General features: G+C 63.5%; 16 protein-coding genes and 1 pseudogene. 6 read left to right on the top strand and 11 right to left on the bottom strand.

Translation table 11 applies throughout. The features are described 5' to 3' along the window. Positions 1-75: 75 nt before the first annotated feature. Together NKH71_RS05880 and NKH71_RS05875 are read right to left on the bottom strand one after the other, a co-directional pair. Positions 76-975, bottom strand: a complete 900-nt coding sequence (locus NKH71_RS05880) for a LysR family transcriptional regulator (protein WP_023720210.1) — start codon at positions 973-975, stop codon at positions 76-78. Position 976: 1 nt separating this feature from the next. Then, positions 977-2,176, bottom strand: a complete 1,200-nt coding sequence (locus NKH71_RS05875) for an amidase (RefSeq protein ID WP_352494724.1) — start codon at positions 2,174-2,176, stop codon at positions 977-979. Positions 2,177-2,739: 563 nt separating this feature from the next. On the opposite strand from NKH71_RS05875, the gene odc2 reads away from it, so the two are divergent. Both odc2 and NKH71_RS05865 read left to right on the top strand, forming a co-directional pair. After that, positions 2,740-3,873, top strand: coding sequence for an ornithine/lysine decarboxylase (gene odc2, locus NKH71_RS05870; protein ID WP_352494725.1), 1,134 nt, complete (start codon positions 2,740-2,742; stop codon positions 3,871-3,873). A gap of 134 nt (positions 3,874-4,007) precedes the next feature. Then, positions 4,008-4,571: a GNAT family N-acetyltransferase gene (locus tag NKH71_RS05865; protein WP_352494790.1), complete on the top strand. Its 564-nt coding sequence runs from the start codon at positions 4,008-4,010 to the stop codon at positions 4,569-4,571. A gap of 51 nt (positions 4,572-4,622) precedes the next feature. Here the strand turns inward: NKH71_RS05865 and NKH71_RS05860 are convergent, their stop codons facing one another. Continuing rightward, positions 4,623-4,907 carry an SCP2 sterol-binding domain-containing protein gene (locus NKH71_RS05860; RefSeq protein WP_023720213.1) on the bottom strand — a complete coding sequence of 95 codons (285 nt, stop codon included), beginning with the start codon at positions 4,905-4,907 and terminating at the stop codon, positions 4,623-4,625. Between the two features lie 260 nt (positions 4,908-5,167). Between NKH71_RS05860 and NKH71_RS05855 the strand changes: the two genes are divergently transcribed. After that, positions 5,168-6,949, top strand: coding sequence for a chloride channel protein (locus NKH71_RS05855; RefSeq protein ID WP_352494726.1), 1,782 nt, complete (start codon positions 5,168-5,170; stop codon positions 6,947-6,949). A gap of 256 nt (positions 6,950-7,205) precedes the next feature. Then, the gene (locus tag NKH71_RS05850; RefSeq protein ID WP_352790778.1) at positions 7,206-8,318 is read left to right on the top strand and encodes a TauD/TfdA family dioxygenase; all 1,113 of its coding nucleotides are present in this window, start codon (positions 7,206-7,208) and stop codon (positions 8,316-8,318) included. 38 nt (positions 8,319-8,356) lie between these two features. Here the strand turns inward: NKH71_RS05850 and NKH71_RS05845 are convergent, their stop codons facing one another. Beyond that, on the bottom strand, positions 8,357-9,367 hold the full coding sequence (locus tag NKH71_RS05845) for a nucleoside recognition domain-containing protein (RefSeq protein ID WP_352790810.1): 1,011 nt from the start codon (positions 9,365-9,367) through the stop codon (positions 8,357-8,359). A gap of 118 nt (positions 9,368-9,485) precedes the next feature. On the opposite strand from NKH71_RS05845, the gene NKH71_RS05840 reads away from it, so the two are divergent. Both NKH71_RS05840 and NKH71_RS05835 read left to right on the top strand, forming a co-directional pair. Beyond that, on the top strand, positions 9,486-9,938 hold the full coding sequence (locus NKH71_RS05840) for an Lrp/AsnC family transcriptional regulator (RefSeq protein ID WP_352790776.1): 453 nt from the start codon (positions 9,486-9,488) through the stop codon (positions 9,936-9,938). Between the two features lie 224 nt (positions 9,939-10,162). After that, positions 10,163-10,561 (top strand): GFA family protein, encoded by a 399-nt coding sequence (locus NKH71_RS05835; RefSeq protein ID WP_352590610.1) that lies wholly within the window; start codon positions 10,163-10,165, stop codon positions 10,559-10,561. Between the two features lie 89 nt (positions 10,562-10,650). Here NKH71_RS05835 and NKH71_RS05830 read toward each other — a convergent pair whose 3' ends face one another. From NKH71_RS05830 to NKH71_RS05800, 7 genes and pseudogenes are all read right to left on the bottom strand, one after another. Further along, positions 10,651-11,214, bottom strand: coding sequence for a GNAT family N-acetyltransferase (locus tag NKH71_RS05830; protein ID WP_352790774.1), 564 nt, complete (start codon positions 11,212-11,214; stop codon positions 10,651-10,653). Positions 11,215-11,533: 319 nt separating this feature from the next. Then, entirely contained in the window at positions 11,534-12,715 is a 1,182-nt protein-coding gene (locus NKH71_RS05825) for an arabinose transporter (protein ID WP_031194356.1), read from the bottom strand. Between the two features lie 40 nt (positions 12,716-12,755). After that, a complete protein-coding gene (locus NKH71_RS05820) occupies positions 12,756-13,184 on the bottom strand; it encodes a lipocalin-like domain-containing protein (protein WP_352481972.1) in 429 nt (142 codons plus the stop codon). 58 nt (positions 13,185-13,242) lie between these two features. Then, positions 13,243-14,254, bottom strand: a pseudogene (locus NKH71_RS05815) (zinc-dependent alcohol dehydrogenase family protein). A gap of 25 nt (positions 14,255-14,279) precedes the next feature. Then, positions 14,280-14,675, bottom strand: a complete 396-nt coding sequence (locus NKH71_RS05810) for a (R)-mandelonitrile lyase (RefSeq protein ID WP_352894637.1) — start codon at positions 14,673-14,675, stop codon at positions 14,280-14,282. Positions 14,676-14,694: 19 nt separating this feature from the next. Continuing rightward, complete coding sequence (locus tag NKH71_RS05805) at positions 14,695-15,165, bottom strand: cyclophilin-like fold protein (protein ID WP_023720225.1); 471 nt, start codon at positions 15,163-15,165, stop codon at positions 14,695-14,697. Next, entirely contained in the window at positions 15,162-16,352 is a 1,191-nt protein-coding gene (locus NKH71_RS05800) for an MFS transporter (protein WP_352481976.1), read from the bottom strand. Before NKH71_RS05800 ends, NKH71_RS05805 begins: the two co-directional genes overlap by 4 nt. Between the last annotated feature and the right edge of the window lie 119 nt (positions 16,353-16,471).

Genomic DNA, 16,471 nt, shown 5'->3' with positions numbered 1-16,471 from the left:
ATTCAATCGGCTTCGGTGAATTGCCGACAGTTACCAGAAAGGGGGCGAAAATGGGACCGCAAGCCGGCTGAAAGCTCATGCGGTGTCCAGCGCCTTGAACCACTGCACCAGGAAGTCGACGAATACGCGAACTTTTGCAGGCAGATAGCGCCGGTGCGGATAGACGGCGAAGATGCCGCCGCCGGGCAGGATGCGGTCATCCAGCGCAGTCACCAGCTTGCCGCTTTCGATGTCGGGCGCGGCGATGAAATCTGGCAGGATGGAAAATCCCAATCCAGCCACGGCAGCGGCCCTTGCCGCCATCGGGCTGTTGACCTCGATCGGGCCGGAAACCGAAACGCTCACGGTATCGCCGCTGTCGCCCTTGAACGGCCAGTTGGTGAGCCAGCGGCCATTGGTGTCGATGATGCAAGGCACGCGGGCAAGGTCTTGCGCCCTGACCGGCATGCCGTGCTTGGCGATCAGTTCGGGAGACGCGCAAAGCCGTACCGAAAATGGCGCCAGGCGCCTGGCGATCAGCGAGGAATTCTCCAGCCGCGAAATGCGCACCGCCAGATCGAAGCCCTCCTCGACTAGATCGACGAAGCGATCGTCGAGATGAATGTCGAGGACGATGTCGGGATGCTGCTTGGCGAAGTCGATCAGCGATTGGCCGATCGGCGCGTCGGCGAAAGTACGCGGCGCCGACAGCTTGATCCTGCCGCGCACGTCGCCGGAGGATTCGCGCACCGCATCGGCAAGGCTGTCGACCTCGCGCACGATCTCCGAGGCGCGCCGGTAATAGGTGTGGCCGGCCTCGGTCAGGGAGAACTGCCTGGTGGTCCGGTTGAGCAACAGCGCGCCGAGCTCGTCCTCGAGCTCGCGCACGTATTTCGACAACAGCGCCTTGGAGCGGCCGATCTTGCGCGCCGCCGCCGAAAAGCCTTCGGCCTCGACCACGTCGATGAAGGCACGCATGCGGGTCAGCGTATCCATGTCATGCGCCTCCTTGGCGGGCTGAAAGGATGCGGGCGGCCAGCGCAATCAGCTGCCGGTCGCTGTTCTTCGGACCGAGCAGCGAAAGTCCGAACGGCGCGCCTTCGGCTCTGCCGAGCGGCAGCGTGATTTGCGGAAAACCGGACAGGCCGGAAAGGCATAGCAGTCTCAGCGCGCGCTCGCGATAGGTCTGCAAATCGTCGAATGTCGCGGCCTTGAGCGGCGCGGCACCCGGAGCGGTCGGAAGCACAAGAACGCCGTCGTCGCCAAGCAGGCCGGCAAGTTCGAGGCGAAACGAAACGCGACGTTCCGTTTCGTGCTGCGCGGTTGTCGCGCTGATGGTCGCGCCATGCTCGAAGCGCTCCCTGACGCCGGGGCCGAGCATGCGGTCGCCGCCGGCGATCCAGGCGCCGTGGCTTTGCCAGGCTTCATAGCCCTGCAGCTTACGGAAGCACCAATAAAGATCGTCGATTGAATGCGACAGCGGGCCAACGCTGCGCGGCGCTCCCAGCACCGTAGCGACACCGCGGACCATGGCGCGATATTCCTCGGCCTCCAGCGGGCCGAGCACGAGGCTGTCCAGCGCGTCGAGGGCAAGAGGGCTTACCAGTTCGTGGCGATGCGGATCGTCGCCGAGCAGCACCGTGCCGACCTTTTCGTAGGCGACGATATCCCTGGCGAACCAGCCGACCGTGTCCAGCGAAGGCGCCAGCGGCATGGTGCCGTCGAGCGGGATGCGGCCATGCGTCGTCCTGAGGCCGATCAGGCCGCAGAAGCTTGCCGGCGCACGGATCGAGCCGCCGGTGTCGGAGCCGGTGGCGATGTCGGCAAGCCCGCCGGCGACAGCCGCGGCAGAACCGGAGGACGAGCCGCCGGTGACGCGATCGGGTGCCGCCGGATTGACCGGCGACGGGAAATGCGCGTTCAGCCCCAGCAGGGAAAATGCGAGTTCGTCGGTCTGCGTCTTGCCGACGAAACGCGCACCCGAATCAAGCAGCGCCTGGACCGCCGGCGCGGTCGCCATGGCCGGTGAAGCGTCCCGGTATTTCTGAGGATTGCCGCAGCCGGTGCGGTAGCCGGCGACGTCGAAGATGTCCTTGACGGCCAGCCGCAAGCCGGCAAGCGGGCCGGATTTCGCATTGGCTACAGGGGTTTGATCAAGGTCGAGAAAAGCGTTCAGCGGGCCGCGAGTGCCTGTCATGCGTTCGATATCCGGATGTGCTTGCCGCAGCATTGTTCTTCTGGTTGCCGCAGCATTGTTCGATGCCACAAATTTTACAACCTGCCATACGATTTTTATTGATTGTGAAATCTTTCGCTCTTATATCGCGCTTGCCCAAAGTCGCACGTGCCTGTGGGTGTCCGCCGATCCTCGAATGGTGAGGGCAATCGGTAAGGTAACTGGAGCCAACCCCTCCAGTCGGTTTAGCGGCCAACCGCCAACCGAGGACACCTTGAAGCAACGACGGTGCGGGCCTTTCTGGTGTTCTGCCGGTCGTCCAAAGACCGGGGTTACTGAAGAGGCACACCTTCATTGCCGGCAGTGCGGACGGGTCTCCCATCCAAGCCAAGGCAGACAAAGCGAACCGAGGCCGGGCAAGGCCAAGGTTCACCGCCGCGAGACGGCGCTTCATGGTTCCGGGGTCTCCACCGGCTGGTTCCATGGATTTCCGTCCCGCCTTTGTCCACCGCGTGTTCGCGAGGCCGAGAGCCCGCGTCCGCAAGCCTTTGTGCGCGCCGAAAGGCGCTGATGGAGAGACCCCGATGGCTACCCAGCGCATCCTTGATTTCCTCGCTACCCGACGTCCGAACGGCCCGTGCCTCGTCGTCGACCTCGATGTGGTGCGCGACAATTTCCGCGCCTTCGAGAAGGCGCTTCCCGATTCCAAGATCTACTATGCGGTGAAAGCAAACCCGGCGCCGGAAATCCTGCGCCTGCTTGCTGCGATGGGCTCGTCCTTCGACACCGCTTCCGTTGCCGAAGTCGAGATGGCGATGGACGCCGGTGCGCCGGCGGACCGCATCTCCTTCGGCAACACCATCAAGAAGGAGCGCGACATCCAGCGCGCCTACCAGCTCGGCATTAAGCTGTTTGCGGTGGACTGCGTCGAGGAGGTCGAGAAGATCGCCCGTGTCGCTCCCGGCGCTCGCGTGTTCTGCCGCGTCCTGACCGACGGCGAGGGCGCCGAATGGCCGCTGTCGCGCAAGTTCGGCTGTGTGCCGGCGATGGCGGTCGACGTGCTGCGCCATGCCAGGGCGCTCGGTCTCGACGCCCATGGCGTGTCGTTCCATGTCGGCTCGCAGCAGACCGACCTGACCGCCTGGGACCGCGCGCTGGGCGACGCCAAGAAGGTGTTCGCGACGCTCGCCGAAGAGGGCATCGTGCTGAAGATGGTCAATATGGGCGGCGGCTTCCCGACCCGCTATCTCAGGGATGTGCCGGTGGCGCAGGCCTATGGCCAGGCGATCTTCTCGGCGCTCAGGAAGCACTTCGGCAACGCGATCCCCGAGACGATCATCGAGCCGGGCCGCGGCATGGTCGGCAATGCCGGCGTCATCAAGTCGGAGGTCGTGCTGATCTCGAAGAAGGCCGACAACGACAATGTGCGCTGGGTGTTCCTCGACATCGGCAAGTTCGGCGGTCTGGCCGAGACCATGGACGAGGCGATTCGCTACCCGATCGTCACCGCGCATGACGGCACCGAGACCGCGCCTTGCGTGCTCGCCGGCCCGACCTGCGATTCGGCCGACGTGATGTACGAGAAGACGCCGTATCCGCTGCCCTTGTCGCTGACCATCGGCGACGAGGTGCTGATCGAGGGCACCGGTGCCTACACGACGACCTACGCGTCGGTTGCCTTCAACGGCTTCGAACCTCTCCGATCCTACGTGATCTGACGGTTCGAAAGAACCGATCAGATCATCCCGAGGTGGGCGCCTGTCGTCCGCCCGGGCTCGCCTGTGGAACAATCCGCTCGTGAAGGATCGCGGAAATGGACGTTTTGGATTTCATTGTTGAAGGCGCCGCGGGGATGTCCCCCTCGAGGGGGGAGAATGCCGGCGCTTTTGTCATCACTGCCGAAACCGCTGCCGATATCGGTGCGCGCGAGGCTTTGCTCGATCGCGCCATGGGGCCGAAGCGCCGGAAGAAGTCGTCGGAAAAGCTGCGGCGCGGCCGCCGGCCTTCGGAGGGCCTTGCCTTTGTCGCGCGCGATGCGTCGGGCGCTGTTGCCGGCACCGTGCGGCTGTGGGACGTGGTGCTGGGCGAGGGCGGCAAGGCAGCGCTGCTGCTCGGCCCGCTTGCGGTCGACCCGGCGCTGAAAAATGCCGGCATCGGCTCGGCGCTGATGCGCCATGCAGTGACTGAGGCCGAGCGGCTTGGCCATGCGGCGATCCTGCTGGTCGGCGACGCACCCTATTACGAGCGCTTCGGGTTTTCGGCCGCAAAGACCGGCTCGCTGGCCATGCCGGGGCCTTACGAGCGGCACCGCCTGCTGGCGCGGGAACTGGTGGTCGGCGCGCTCGACGGCGCGCAGGGCACGTTGAAGGCGGCCGGGCGCAAGCTGAAGGCGCAGCGGCTGTCGCTCGCTGCCTGATGGTTCGAAGCCGCCGTCGTCGCGCGCGGCGGCTTGTCTCACCTTAAGCGATCAGCCGATCAGCTGGCTGAGCGCCATGGCGACGCTCATGTCGCCTTCGACCTTTATCTTGCCGGACATGAAGGCCATGGTCGGGTTGAGATCGCCTGATATCAGCGAGTCCAAATCGTCGAGCGACAGCTGTATGGTGCAATCTGCCGGTGCATCGGTGGTCGAGACATCGGCGCCGTCGATGACGATGACGCCGTCGCTGCCGGTGTCGAATTTCACGGAGCGATCGAACCCGGCGCTCGCCACGCGCGACCTGATCTTGTCGGCAATCTCCTGAACGCTCATGGCGGTTCTCCTCGTCTGGTTGCGTTTGTCGCGCCTTGGCGCTTCGACCCGGCCGAAGCCGCTTGCCTGGTTTTACAGCCACGGTCGGCGCATATAGCTTCGGGTTGACGTTTACGTCAACGCGGTTCCCCGAGCTGAAGATGGGCTTTATCGCCGCAGCATCACGCGGGCATGACACCTTGGCGGCCGGCATTGTTGCCATGCAAAGCCGCCGGGCGTATCAGGCACCACTCCCCTTTTGATATCGGCGAGCCGCCCCGGTGCTTTCCAGAAACGAACCGCAAGTCTATGCCCGCCGACTGCGCGCGGTGCTGATCCGATCGATCCCGCTGCTCGAGGCGCGCGGCATCGCCGTCGTCATTCTGGCGGCTTTGGTCGGGGTGATAGCGGGTGCGCTGGTCACCGGCATGAGCGAACTGGTGCAGGTCCTGCATGGGCTTATGTTCGGCGTTCAGCCCGGTGGTCGGCTTTCGGCGATGTTTTCGCTGCAAAGGCCGGAGCAAGCGCTGATACCGGCGATCGGCGGCATCCTGCTCGGGCTGACGGTGATCTGGCTGAGAAAGCGGAAGTTCCGCACGCCGGTCGATCCGATCGAAGCCAACGCCCTTTACGGCGGCCGCATGTCGCTGACCGACACTTTCATCATCGCCGGGCAGACGATGATCTCGAGCGGCTTCGGCGCTTCGGTCGGGCTCGAGGCCGGCTACACGCAGGTGGGTTCCGGCCTGGCGTCGCGGCTGGCGCGCTTGTTCAGGCTGCGCCGCAACGATGTCCGCATCCTCGTCGGCTGCGGTGCAGCCGGCGCGATCGCCGCCGCCTTCGATGCGCCGCTGACCGGCGCCTTCTACGGTTTCGAGCTGGTCATCGGCATCTATTCGGTCGCCAATGTCGCGCCGGTGATGGCCGCCGCGATCTCGGCCTCGCTGACCGCCGAAATGTTCGGCGGCGTGCCGTTTCCGCTGGAGCTCGCGGGTCTGCCGGCGCTCACCGTCAGCCAGTATTTGCCGTTCATGCTGCTCGGGCTTTTGGGTGGCGGTGCTTCGATCGCCATCATGCATCTGGTGAGCCTGATCGAGCGCATCTTTGCGCGGCTGTCGATCGACGCCTCGTTGCGCCCAGCCATCGGCGGCGTGATGGTCGGGCTGCTGGGGCTGATCACGCCGCAGGTCCTGTCCAGCGGCCATGGCGCGCTGCACCGCGAATTCGCGATGAATTACGGGCTGGCCGTGGTGGCCAGCGTCTTCGTGCTGAAGCTGTCGGCGTCGGCGATCTCGCTCGGCTCCGGCTTCCGCGGCGGGCTGTTCTTTGCCTCTTTGTTCCTCGGTGCCCTGCTCGGCAAGATGTTCGCCGGCGCGATGGCGTTCGTCTCGCCGGCGACCGGCATCGACCCCGCCGTCGCCGCCGTCGTCGGCATGACCTCGCTCGCCGTCGGCGTCGTCGGTGGCCCGTTGACGATGACCTTCCTGGCGCTGGAATCGACCCGCGACCTGACGCTGACCGGCGTGGTGCTGGCCGCCTCGCTCATGGCGGCGATCCTAGTGCGAGAAACGTTTGGCTATTCCTTCTCGACATGGCGCTTTCACCTGCGCGGCGAAACCATCCGCAGCGCCCATGATGTAGGCTGGATGCGCAGCCTGACGGTCGGCTCGATGATGCGCAAGGATGTCCGCACCATCGACGCCTCAACGACGCTTGCAACATTCCGCAAGCAGGTGCCGCTCGGTGCCTCGCAGCGCGTCATCGCGGTGGATGCCGAACTGCACTATGTCGGCGTGCTGATCGTCGCCGAATTGCACAGCCATTTGTCGGATGACGAGATGCCGGTGCTGTCCTTCGCCAAATTTAGGGATGCGGTGCTGGTGCCGAGCATGAACGTGCAGTCGGCGGCCGAGACCTTCCAGCGCGCCGGCGCCGAGGAATTGGCAGTGGTCGAGGATTTCACCGACCGCAAGGTGGTCGGTTTGCTGACCGAAGGCCACCTGATGCGCCGCTATGCCGAGGAACTCGACAAGGCGCGGCGCGATCTGTCGGGCGAGGGGTAGCCGAGAGGGGATGGCGATCCCGCTGCATTTAGCTGGACACCGCCGGCGAATGACCGCTACCATCGCGGTGGCTTTGAACCAGATTTCATCTGGAGCCAGATTCCGCCTGGAGATGGCGTGCTCGAAGAACCGAACAGAAATCCCGGATCCCATCGCTATGGGAAGCCGAGCTTGTGGTGGCCACCACCGTTGGGTTGACGGCCTGCGGGCCTGATCCAAGCTGAAAATCAAATTCTGTGTTCAGAGAGACATCATCATGAATACCCTGCTTTCCGTGGAAGCCCGGGAGACCGCGCTTGCCGTGACTTTCGTGTCGGGCGAAACAGTCTGCTACCCCTGGCTTTGGCTAAAGGACAATGCACCATCGGCGTTTCACCCGCAGACCGAAGAACGAACTTTCGACCTGACCAGCGTAGACCCCTCGCTCAGACCCATCAGCGTGCGGGACAGGGGCAGCGCTGTGGGCATTGTCTGGCAGAACGACCAGGCTGAGGAGGAATTCCCGAGCCAGTTCTTTGAGTCCTACCGTCCCGGCAGAAAGCGGGACGATCCGGCCGACATCGCTCCGAAACTCTGGGACGCCTCAATCAATCTTGAAACCATGCCGCGTCACGCCGCCGGGGACATCTTGCAAAGCGATGCCGATCTGCTCGCCTGGCTGAAGGCAACGGCTGCATACGGGCTCTCCATCGTCGATGGGCTTGACGATGATCCCGATGCGGGGCGGCGTTCGGCCGAGCGGATTGGTTTCCTGCGCCAGACAAATTTCGGCACGATGTTCGAAGTCGTGTCGATGCCGAACCCGAACAATCTGGCCTATACGCCGGTCGCCTTGCCGCTACACACCGATCTCGCGAACCAGGAGGTGCCGCCCGGCTACCAGTTCCTGCATTGTATCGCCAATGACGCTGAGGGCGGTGGATCGATCTTTGCCGACGGGTTTGCGGTCGTCGCCGCGCTACAGGCGGAAGATCCGGAAGCCTACCGCCTATTGTGCGAGATCGAGATCCCCTATCGTTTTCACGATGAAAACTGCGATCTGCGCGGTCGGTTTCCTGTGATTGTAACGCAACGCGACGGGGAAGTGACGGAGTTGCGGTTCAACGCCCATCTTGTCGATGTCATCGACCTTCCCTCCGACCTATGCGCGCCCTTTTATGCGGCTTATCGCAAGCTGATGATGATGATCCGCGGGCCGCGTTTCCAAATAGCCTACCGCCTGAAGGCCGGCGAAATGGCGGTCTTCGACAATCGCCGGGTGTTGCATGGCCGCCAATCGTTCAACCCGAACACCGGGCGGCGACATCTGCGCGGATGCTATGTCGATCGTGGTGAGTTCCAGAGCCGGATTCGCGTCCTCTCGCGATAGTGATGCGACACACATGTCGGCTGCTGCGTAAGGACGGCTCACGTCAACGGTCCGCTAATCGCCGGCTCAGAAATCCGATTGCGCGAACTGCCTTCTTCCTTGTGGAAGAGTGTCTTGAAGAAAAGAGCGTCGGGAACCGCATTGATTACTTTTGCGATCACGGCGGTCGCGAGCACGGCAAACGCTAGGCGACCGAGAAGCACGCTCGTAGCATCGGCGCCAAGTGCGACAACGACCAACGTGTCCTCAATGAGGCTATGGGCAAAACCCATGAACACGCAGGCGAGGAATATCTGACGCGGCTCCGCGCTAGGCGTGCGCGCGTCGCGGATCAGCAGTCCTGCGCCATAGGAAATCCCGAGAAACAGGCCGACAGCGGCGAGAGGTACCGTCTGCTTTTCGATGCCGGCGAGCCGAAAGAGCGGTGCAAGCCCTCTGTTCATCCACTCCAAAATGCCCGCCATCTTGAGAAGCTCGATAACCCAGCTTAGCGCAAGCAAAACGATGAGCATGATGCCCAGGGTTTTGACTGTGCCCAGGAGAAAGCCGCCCCAGTCGGTGCTTTCATTCGTCGGCATCCACGCCGGCGCCACCGGTCCTGACAGCCATCCGGTCACGGCGAATATCTGATGCAGAAGGACAGCAAAGACCAAACCCCCGCCAATACGAAGCGCCGCGGTGACCAGGAAGCTCGGCCCGGTCCTCTGAATGATCCGTTGCTCGATCGGAATGGCATGTGCAAACAGCAAGAGAGCCGAAAGAACCGTCATGTCGGCAGTGCTGAGCGCCGAAACCGGAACCAAGGTGAATACGATCACAAGCGCGCCCCAGATCCCGACCAGCAATCCCGTCAGCCAGGCAAAGGCGAGTTCAGGTGGCAACCCCACCTGCAACATGAGCGGGGAGAAGAACGGAGAAATTGCCTGGATGACGCGAAGGTCCTGCAGGAGCCGCGTGGCTATCGCAACCGGAACGATCACGCGAACCAGCTCCCAATAGATTTCAAGCGTTTCCAATGTCTTGCGATAGAAGGCGGCGCAAATTGCCATCATGCTGCTCCATCATCCCTGGAGCCATTTGCGTAACCTGAGACGCTTCGCATTTGTGGTCAAGGTTTGCGATTCCGTGCAATAAAATTGCAATACACCGACGATGAGCGCGACCGAGATGGACAAGATCGACAGAAGGCTTCTCAACCTGCTCCAGGATGATGCCTCACGAACGAACGCCAAACTGGCGGGGTTAGTCGGGCTTTCCCCTTCGAGCTGCCTGCGCCGCATACGACGACTGAAGAAAAGCGGCGTCATCAGCCGCGTTGTCGCGCTTCTCGCACCGGCAAAGACTGGCCGGGGCTTGAAGGCGATCGTCACCGTCGAACTGGAGCGTCATGGCGAGCAGTATATGCGGGACTTTCTCGAGTTGGCCGCTCAGGAACCGGCCGTCACTCAGGCCTACAGCGTGAGCGGCGAAACCGACGCCGTCCTTATGCTCCGCCTGACGGATATGGAAGAGTTCGATGCGCTATGCGAGCGACTGTTCCGAGACCGAAGCAACGTCGCGCGATACCAAACGATGTTCGTGATCCGAACGGCCAAAGAAGTGACCGCAATTCCACTGTAGTGTTCGGGTTGCGATAGACCTGCTAGGCCGTGAATTCAGCGGCCCGGCGAAGAAACTCTACGAACATTTCAATATGCCGCAAAGGCGGTAGTGAAGGAACGCGTCGCGCACCTAGGAAATCGCTAGCGCCGAATGTCGGAATTGGGCGCCAGCTCGGCGCATGTCGTGGCGCCTCCCTCACGCCCAGGCATGAAGCTGTCCTTGTTGACTCAAGGGGAATTTGCATGCGTGGTCATTGCTTATGTGGCGCTATTGCTTTTGAAGTCGATGGCCCGGCACGGGCCTGCGTGGTCTGTCATTGTGAAAGTTGTCGGCGGCAATGTTCTGCGCCGATGACCACCTACATTGGCGTGTTGAACGGCCAATGGCGATGGCTGGGCAAGCTACCGAAGGTATTCAACTCTTCTCCCGGTGTGGAAAGAACATTTTGCGATCACTGTGGCACGCCGCTGTCCTTCCGCTCAAAGAACATGTCTGATGTCATGCATTTTTTTGCGGCAGCGATGGAGGAGCCAGAAAAATTTGCACCTACGCTGCATGTCGCCTTTGAGGAGAAGCTCCCTTGGTTGAAACTCGCCGACAACCTGCCGACCCGTTTTGGGCCTGACTATACGAAAGACTAAGATCTGCTCGCATCGAGACAACCGGTGGAAGCTGCGGACAGCACCCGGAAGCAAGATGATGACCCCGTCCGTTCAACGGCGGTCGAACATTATCGATCGCGGCTGCTCTCGACCTGCTTGAGCGGCAGCAGGTAGGCGATGATCTCCTGATCGCCGAGAGCTGGATCAAAGCCAATAATGTCGGATGCGAAAAGGTCGTCGGCGGGGCGTCTCTCGAAGCCAAGGCTCTCATACAGCTTGCATGGAGACGTCATGAACGAGGCGGTGTGAAGCGCAAGGCCGCTCGAGCCCTGCCGACGCGCTTGCAAGACGCACCATTCGCAAAGCGCGCGGCCATATCCGCGGCCCTGTGCCGAGGGAGCAACCGCGAGGGTCCTGAGGCCTGCCAGCCCGGGCGGCCAGCCCATGCCGTCAAAGGCGGCATCGGCGTAGTAGGTGACCGTCCCGACGAGCCGTCCCTCGGCTTCGAGCACCGCGACCTTGGCTTTCGCCCATCGCCCCGCGATATCCCGCGCGTCGTCCACGTAGGGCTCGAAGATGTGTGGCGCCAGAACGGGCCGTAACGATGCGAAGGCGTCGGAGACGAGCCCGCCAATTTCATCCAGTTCCTGACGGCTTGCCAGCCGGACGCGTGGCTTGGATGCGATCTGCATGCATGTTCTCACTGCACCAGCAATTGGACCATATGTAGGGCGTTGTGTGCCCCTCCGGTTGGCTGGACTTCGCCCGGCTTCGGCCGTGTCCCGCAGCGCGATTCACCCGGAGGGCCTCGCCGATCCCTTTTTGGCGATGGGACTGCAGGGTAGCGATGCGCGATATCTACCCTCGATGGCCGTCATACCCGGCCATGATCGATCCGACGACCTGATCGGCCTCTATCGCCACCAAAAGCAGGTTCGGCTGATGCCTCAGCTTCCCGCGAAGCGGGAGCGATCGTAGTTGCGCGACATCTCGAGCCCAGACTATCCGGCTCTATAGTGGAGCGTTACGGCGACCCAGCAGCAGAGCGATGCCCAACGCCGGAAGCGTCGCCATCGCGACGGCGAAGAAGACGAATTGCAGCCCGGCCGATGCGGCGACCAAGCCGAGCGCCGGACTGCCGAAGCCGAGCGCCACGTCGAGGAAGACGGTGTAGAGTCCCATGGCCAGGCCGCGGCTGCGTGGCGGAAGACGGCTCACGGCCTCGGCACCGAGGCCGGGATAGACCAGCGAGTAGCCAAGGCCAGTCAGGCCCGCTCCGATGGCGGCTAGAACGGGCCCGGGCGCAAGCCAGATCAGCATCAGCCCTGCAGCCTCGACAGCCACGAAGATCATGGCGACCCGTGCGCCCCCTAACCTGTCAGGCAGGTGGCCGAAGCATAGCCTTGCCACGATCAGCGACGCGGCATAGGCCGTGAAGGGAAGCCAGACCGGCTGCCAGCCCCGCTCGGCAAAGAGCAGCGCGCCGAAGGCCAGAATCGCACCATAGCCGAGACTGCTGAAAGCTGCTCCCACTCCGGGAAGCCAGACCGCTTGCGCCACGCTCCTCCATGACTGCGGCACGCTGCTCGCGGCGGCGCTGGCGCCGCGCATCGGCAGGATGGCAAGCAGCGTTGCAAGTGGCAGGACGATCGTCGCCAGTGCGATCGCGGTGAAGCCGCTCGCCGCATAAAGCGCAGATCCGATCGGCGCGCCTAGCGCGAGTGCTGCGAACATCGCCGTGCCCACCCAGGCTATGACCTTTCCGGAGTTCTGTCCGCCCGCAAGGGAGAGGCCCCAGGCGACGCCACCGGTGATGATGAAGCTCTCAGACGCGCCCAGTACCGCCCGGCCGGCGAACAGCGCCGATGCGGACGCCACCGGCCGGTCGAGCAATGTCAGTGAGCCGAGGTAAAATAGCCCCGCCACGGCAGCGGCAATGAGGCCGACGACGACGGCCCTCTTGCCGCCGCGCCCATCGGCATAGTTTCCAGCCCCAATGCGCGACAGCATCGAGGCGACGAACTGGCTGCCAGTGACCAGCCCGACCGCGAAGGGGCCGAAGCCGAGCTGCTGGTGAAGATGCAGCGGCAGGACGGGTAGCGCCAAGCCGATCAGGAGGAAGCCGGCGAAGACAGCCGCCATGATTGGCACCAGTTCCGCTATCGCGCCATTTCGGTCTGAAGTCCGCGCCATTGTGGCCACCGATAAAACTTTGACAGTCGGGCTGTTCCGATCAGTAACGTTCGTAGGTCACGCGCCAGCCTTCGGCCGGATTGTCCGGCGTCAGGACCAGTTTGTTGTCCGAGACTTCGAATTTGCGTTTCATGCTCTTCCCGACAAGGTTGCGGACCAGGGAGGACTCGATCGTGATGACGAAGGTCTTGTCCTGGTCGTCGATAGCGACCGGCCCGTAATAGGCTTCGTAGCCATTCTCTGTGTAAGGCGTGTCCGGTGCCTTGGCGTCGGGGTTCTGCGCCTGCACCGACAGGGTGCCGGCCTCGGTGAAGATGACCTGGCCGGAATATGGCACGGGCTTGAGGCTTCCCTCGGCACCGGCCTCGAGCGACCTCATGCGCCATGCGCCGATGATCGGCGACTCTTGCGAGAAAGCCGGCGTGGCGACCGAAAGCGCAAGGGCGGCAATCTTCAATCTCATCGTCATATGTCGTTGTTCCTTTTCTGATTTGTGGGTGCGGACAGGCCGTCCGCCCAATCTTCGCTCACACCGAAAGCATGACCTTGATGGCGCGCCGCTCGTCCATGGCGCGGTAGCCTTCAGCGACCTCGGCCAACGGCAGCTTGAGGTCGAAGACCTTGCCGGGCTTGATCCGACCTTGCAGCACACGGCCCATAAGGTCGGGCAGGAAGCGGCGCACCGGCGCCGGGCCGCCCAGCATGCGCTTCTGGCCGAAGAACAGTTTTTGGCCGTCGAAGTTCACGCCGTGCGGCACGCCGACATAGCCGATGGTGCCGCCGGGGCGAGAGCAGGCCAGCGCCTGGTCGAAGGATTCCGCCGTGCCGACGCATTCCAGCACCGAGTCCGCGCCGACGTCCTTGGTGAGCTCTTTGATCCGGGCCACACCTTCCTCGCCGCGCTCGGCGACGATGTCGGTCGCGCCGAACTCGCGGGCGAGTTTTTGGCGGCTGGCGTGCCGGCTCATGGCGATGATGCGCTCGGCGCCCATCTCCTTGGCCGCAAGCACGCCCATCAGGCCGACCGCACCGTCGCCGACCACCACCACCGTCGATCCTTCTCGGACCTCGGCTGCGTCGGCCGCATACCAGCCGGTGCCGAGCACATCGGACACAGCCAGCAGGTCAGGGATGAGTTCGGCCGGCGGCACCTCGGCGGTGGCGACCAGTGTGCCATCCGCCAACGCGGGCGTAAGGCGCCTGCGCGCCCGACATGAACTCGCGCTGCACACAGGACGACTGGAAGCCGAAGCGGCAATGCGGGCAGGTATTGTCGGAGAGGCAGAACGAGCCGACGACGAACTGGCCGGGGCGCACCGTGCGCACCTCTGCGCCGACCTCGACGACGATGCCACAATATTCGTGGCCCATATGCATCGGGCCGTCGACCCGCTGCAGCCCGCGATAGGGCCACAGATCCGAGCCGCAGATGCAGCTTGCCGAGAGCTTGATGATGGCGTCCGTCGGCCGCATGATTTTCGGATCAGCGATCTCCTCGCAGCGGATGTCGCCCGGTTTGTGAAGAACGGTTGCGAGCATTTTGGTTCCTTTCGAGTGGAGAAGATCAAGCGCGGTAGTCGGCGTCGCTGACATGTTCCAGCCAGTCCACGACCTTGCCGTCCTTGACCTCCTGGAGAGCAATGTGGATCATGGCAATCTGAGCCGACGCGCCGTGCCAGTGCTTTTCGCCGGGCGCGAACCAGACGACGTCGCCGGCACGGATTTCCTCGACCGGGCCAGCCTCGCGCTGCACGCGGCCCAGGCCCGAGACGACGATCAGCGTCTGGCCGAGCGGATGCGTGTGCCAAGCGGTGCGGGCGCCGGGCTCGAAGGTCACCTGTGCGCCTTGAACCCGCCCGGCATCGAAGGGATTGAAGAGCGGATCGATCCGCACCGTTCCGGTGAACCAGTCAGGTGGTCCCTTGCCGGAAGGCCTCGTGCCAGCGCGAAGAATGTCCATGGTGATCTCCTTTGTGTCCTCAAGTGCGTTCGATGCGAAGCGGGAACTCGCCGCGAATGTGCAGGGCCTGCTCGCCCTCGTCGAAGCGGCCGAGCCTGATCAGCCCGGGATGGCGATAGTCGGCGTAGAACATGGCCAGGTTACCCCAGGACGTGAAATAGCAGAGGTCGTAGGGCTGCTCGTTGGCGAACGGACCACTTCCCTTCTCTGTCAGCTTGCGCGGCAGATAGGCGATCTTCTCGTTATGCGCGTAGTCCTCGATCTTGAGATCGAGCGGCAGCATGGAAAAGAAATCGCGCGCCGACGGATTGTCGTAGAGCGTGGCGGTCATGATGCGGCCGTTGAAAATCATCCTGATCTTCATGTTGGTTGACTCATGGCTGACTGGGGCTTCGCCTTCTTGGCTGGCGGCTGCTCGAGGCAGGGCCGCCACCGCGAGCGCGGCGCCGAGCAATGTCCGGCGGTTAAGCGGCGCACGCTCGATGATCATGGCAAAGATCTCCGGGCCATATGCGATGCGGCAAGGGCGGCGAGCGCCGATCCGCAGAGCAGCACTGCACCTAGAGTGAACGCTCCCCACCAGCCGACCGTATCGAAGAGCGTGCCGCCGATCGCGGCGCCGCCGGTGATGGCGAGCTGGATGACTGCCACCTGCAGCCCGCCGCCGGCCTCTGCGTCGTTCGGCAACGTCCGGCTGAGCCACGTGCCCCAGCCAACGGGCGCGGCCGTGCCGAAGAAGCCCCAGGCAACGAGCAGCAGCGCTGTGGGAACGGGGAGGGCACCAAGGGCGATGAGCGCAGCGGCCAAGGCCGCCATGACCAGCGGGATGACGATGAGGATGCTGAACAGACGCGTGGACAAAAGCCGGCCGACGCACCATGTGCCGAGCACCCCCGCCAGCCCCATCGCCAGCAGGATCGCCGAGAGAGCAGCGATGTCGAGCCGGGTGACGCCCTCGAGGAACGGCCGCAGATAGGTGAAGAGCGCGAACTGGCCCATGAACAGCATCATGATCGACGCCATGCCGATGGCGACGGGAAGACGGCCGAGGAGCGCCAGTGGATTGCCTGAACGCTTCCCCCGGCGCGGGGGCAGCGCCGGCAGGCTTGTCCACTGCCAGGCCAGCGCCAGAAGCCCAAACGGCACGACGAGGAAGAAAGCGCCGCGCCAGCCGACATAGGCGCCAAGAAAACTGCCCAGCGGCGCGGCGATGGTGGCCGCAATGGCATTGCCGGCGTTCAGCATGGCGAGACCCTTCGGAACCATGTCTTGCGGCACGAGGCGCATGACGATCGCGGTCGACATCGACCAGAACCCGCCGATCGCGATGCCGAGCAGCGCCCGGCCGACCATGAGGAACGCGTAGTTCGGCGCGAAGGTGACAGCCAAACCGGACACGATGAGGAGGAGGGTGAAGCCGGTCACGACCAGTCGGCGGTCGATATGGCGCGTGAGGCCGGCGACCAGCAGGCTGGTCACGACGGCGAAAACGCCCGAAATCGAGATCGCCTGTCCCGCGCGGCCCTCGGTGATGCCGAGATCGGCCGCTAGCGGCGACAGCAGGCTGACCGGCATGAATTCCGACGCGATGAGCACGAAAACACACAGCGCCATCGCCAAAACCGCGCCCCATGCGGCGCGGTCACCGACAAGCCTTGTGTCGTACGTCGTTTCCATAATTGGCATCCTTGCAGGGCGACCGGGCGGATCAGCCGCCAACGCCGTCGCGATGCCAGAAGATATTGCAGAGGAACCCATTCTATTAGACTAAGTAATTCGCATGGACTTATCTGCTC

Origin of the sequence: Mesorhizobium sp. M0983 (genome assembly GCF_040318975.1) — a bacterium.
Classification (GTDB): domain Bacteria; phylum Pseudomonadota; class Alphaproteobacteria; order Rhizobiales; family Rhizobiaceae; genus Mesorhizobium.
The sequence above is the reverse complement of the archived record's forward strand: the minus strand, read 5'-3'. Positions and strand labels throughout refer to the sequence as shown.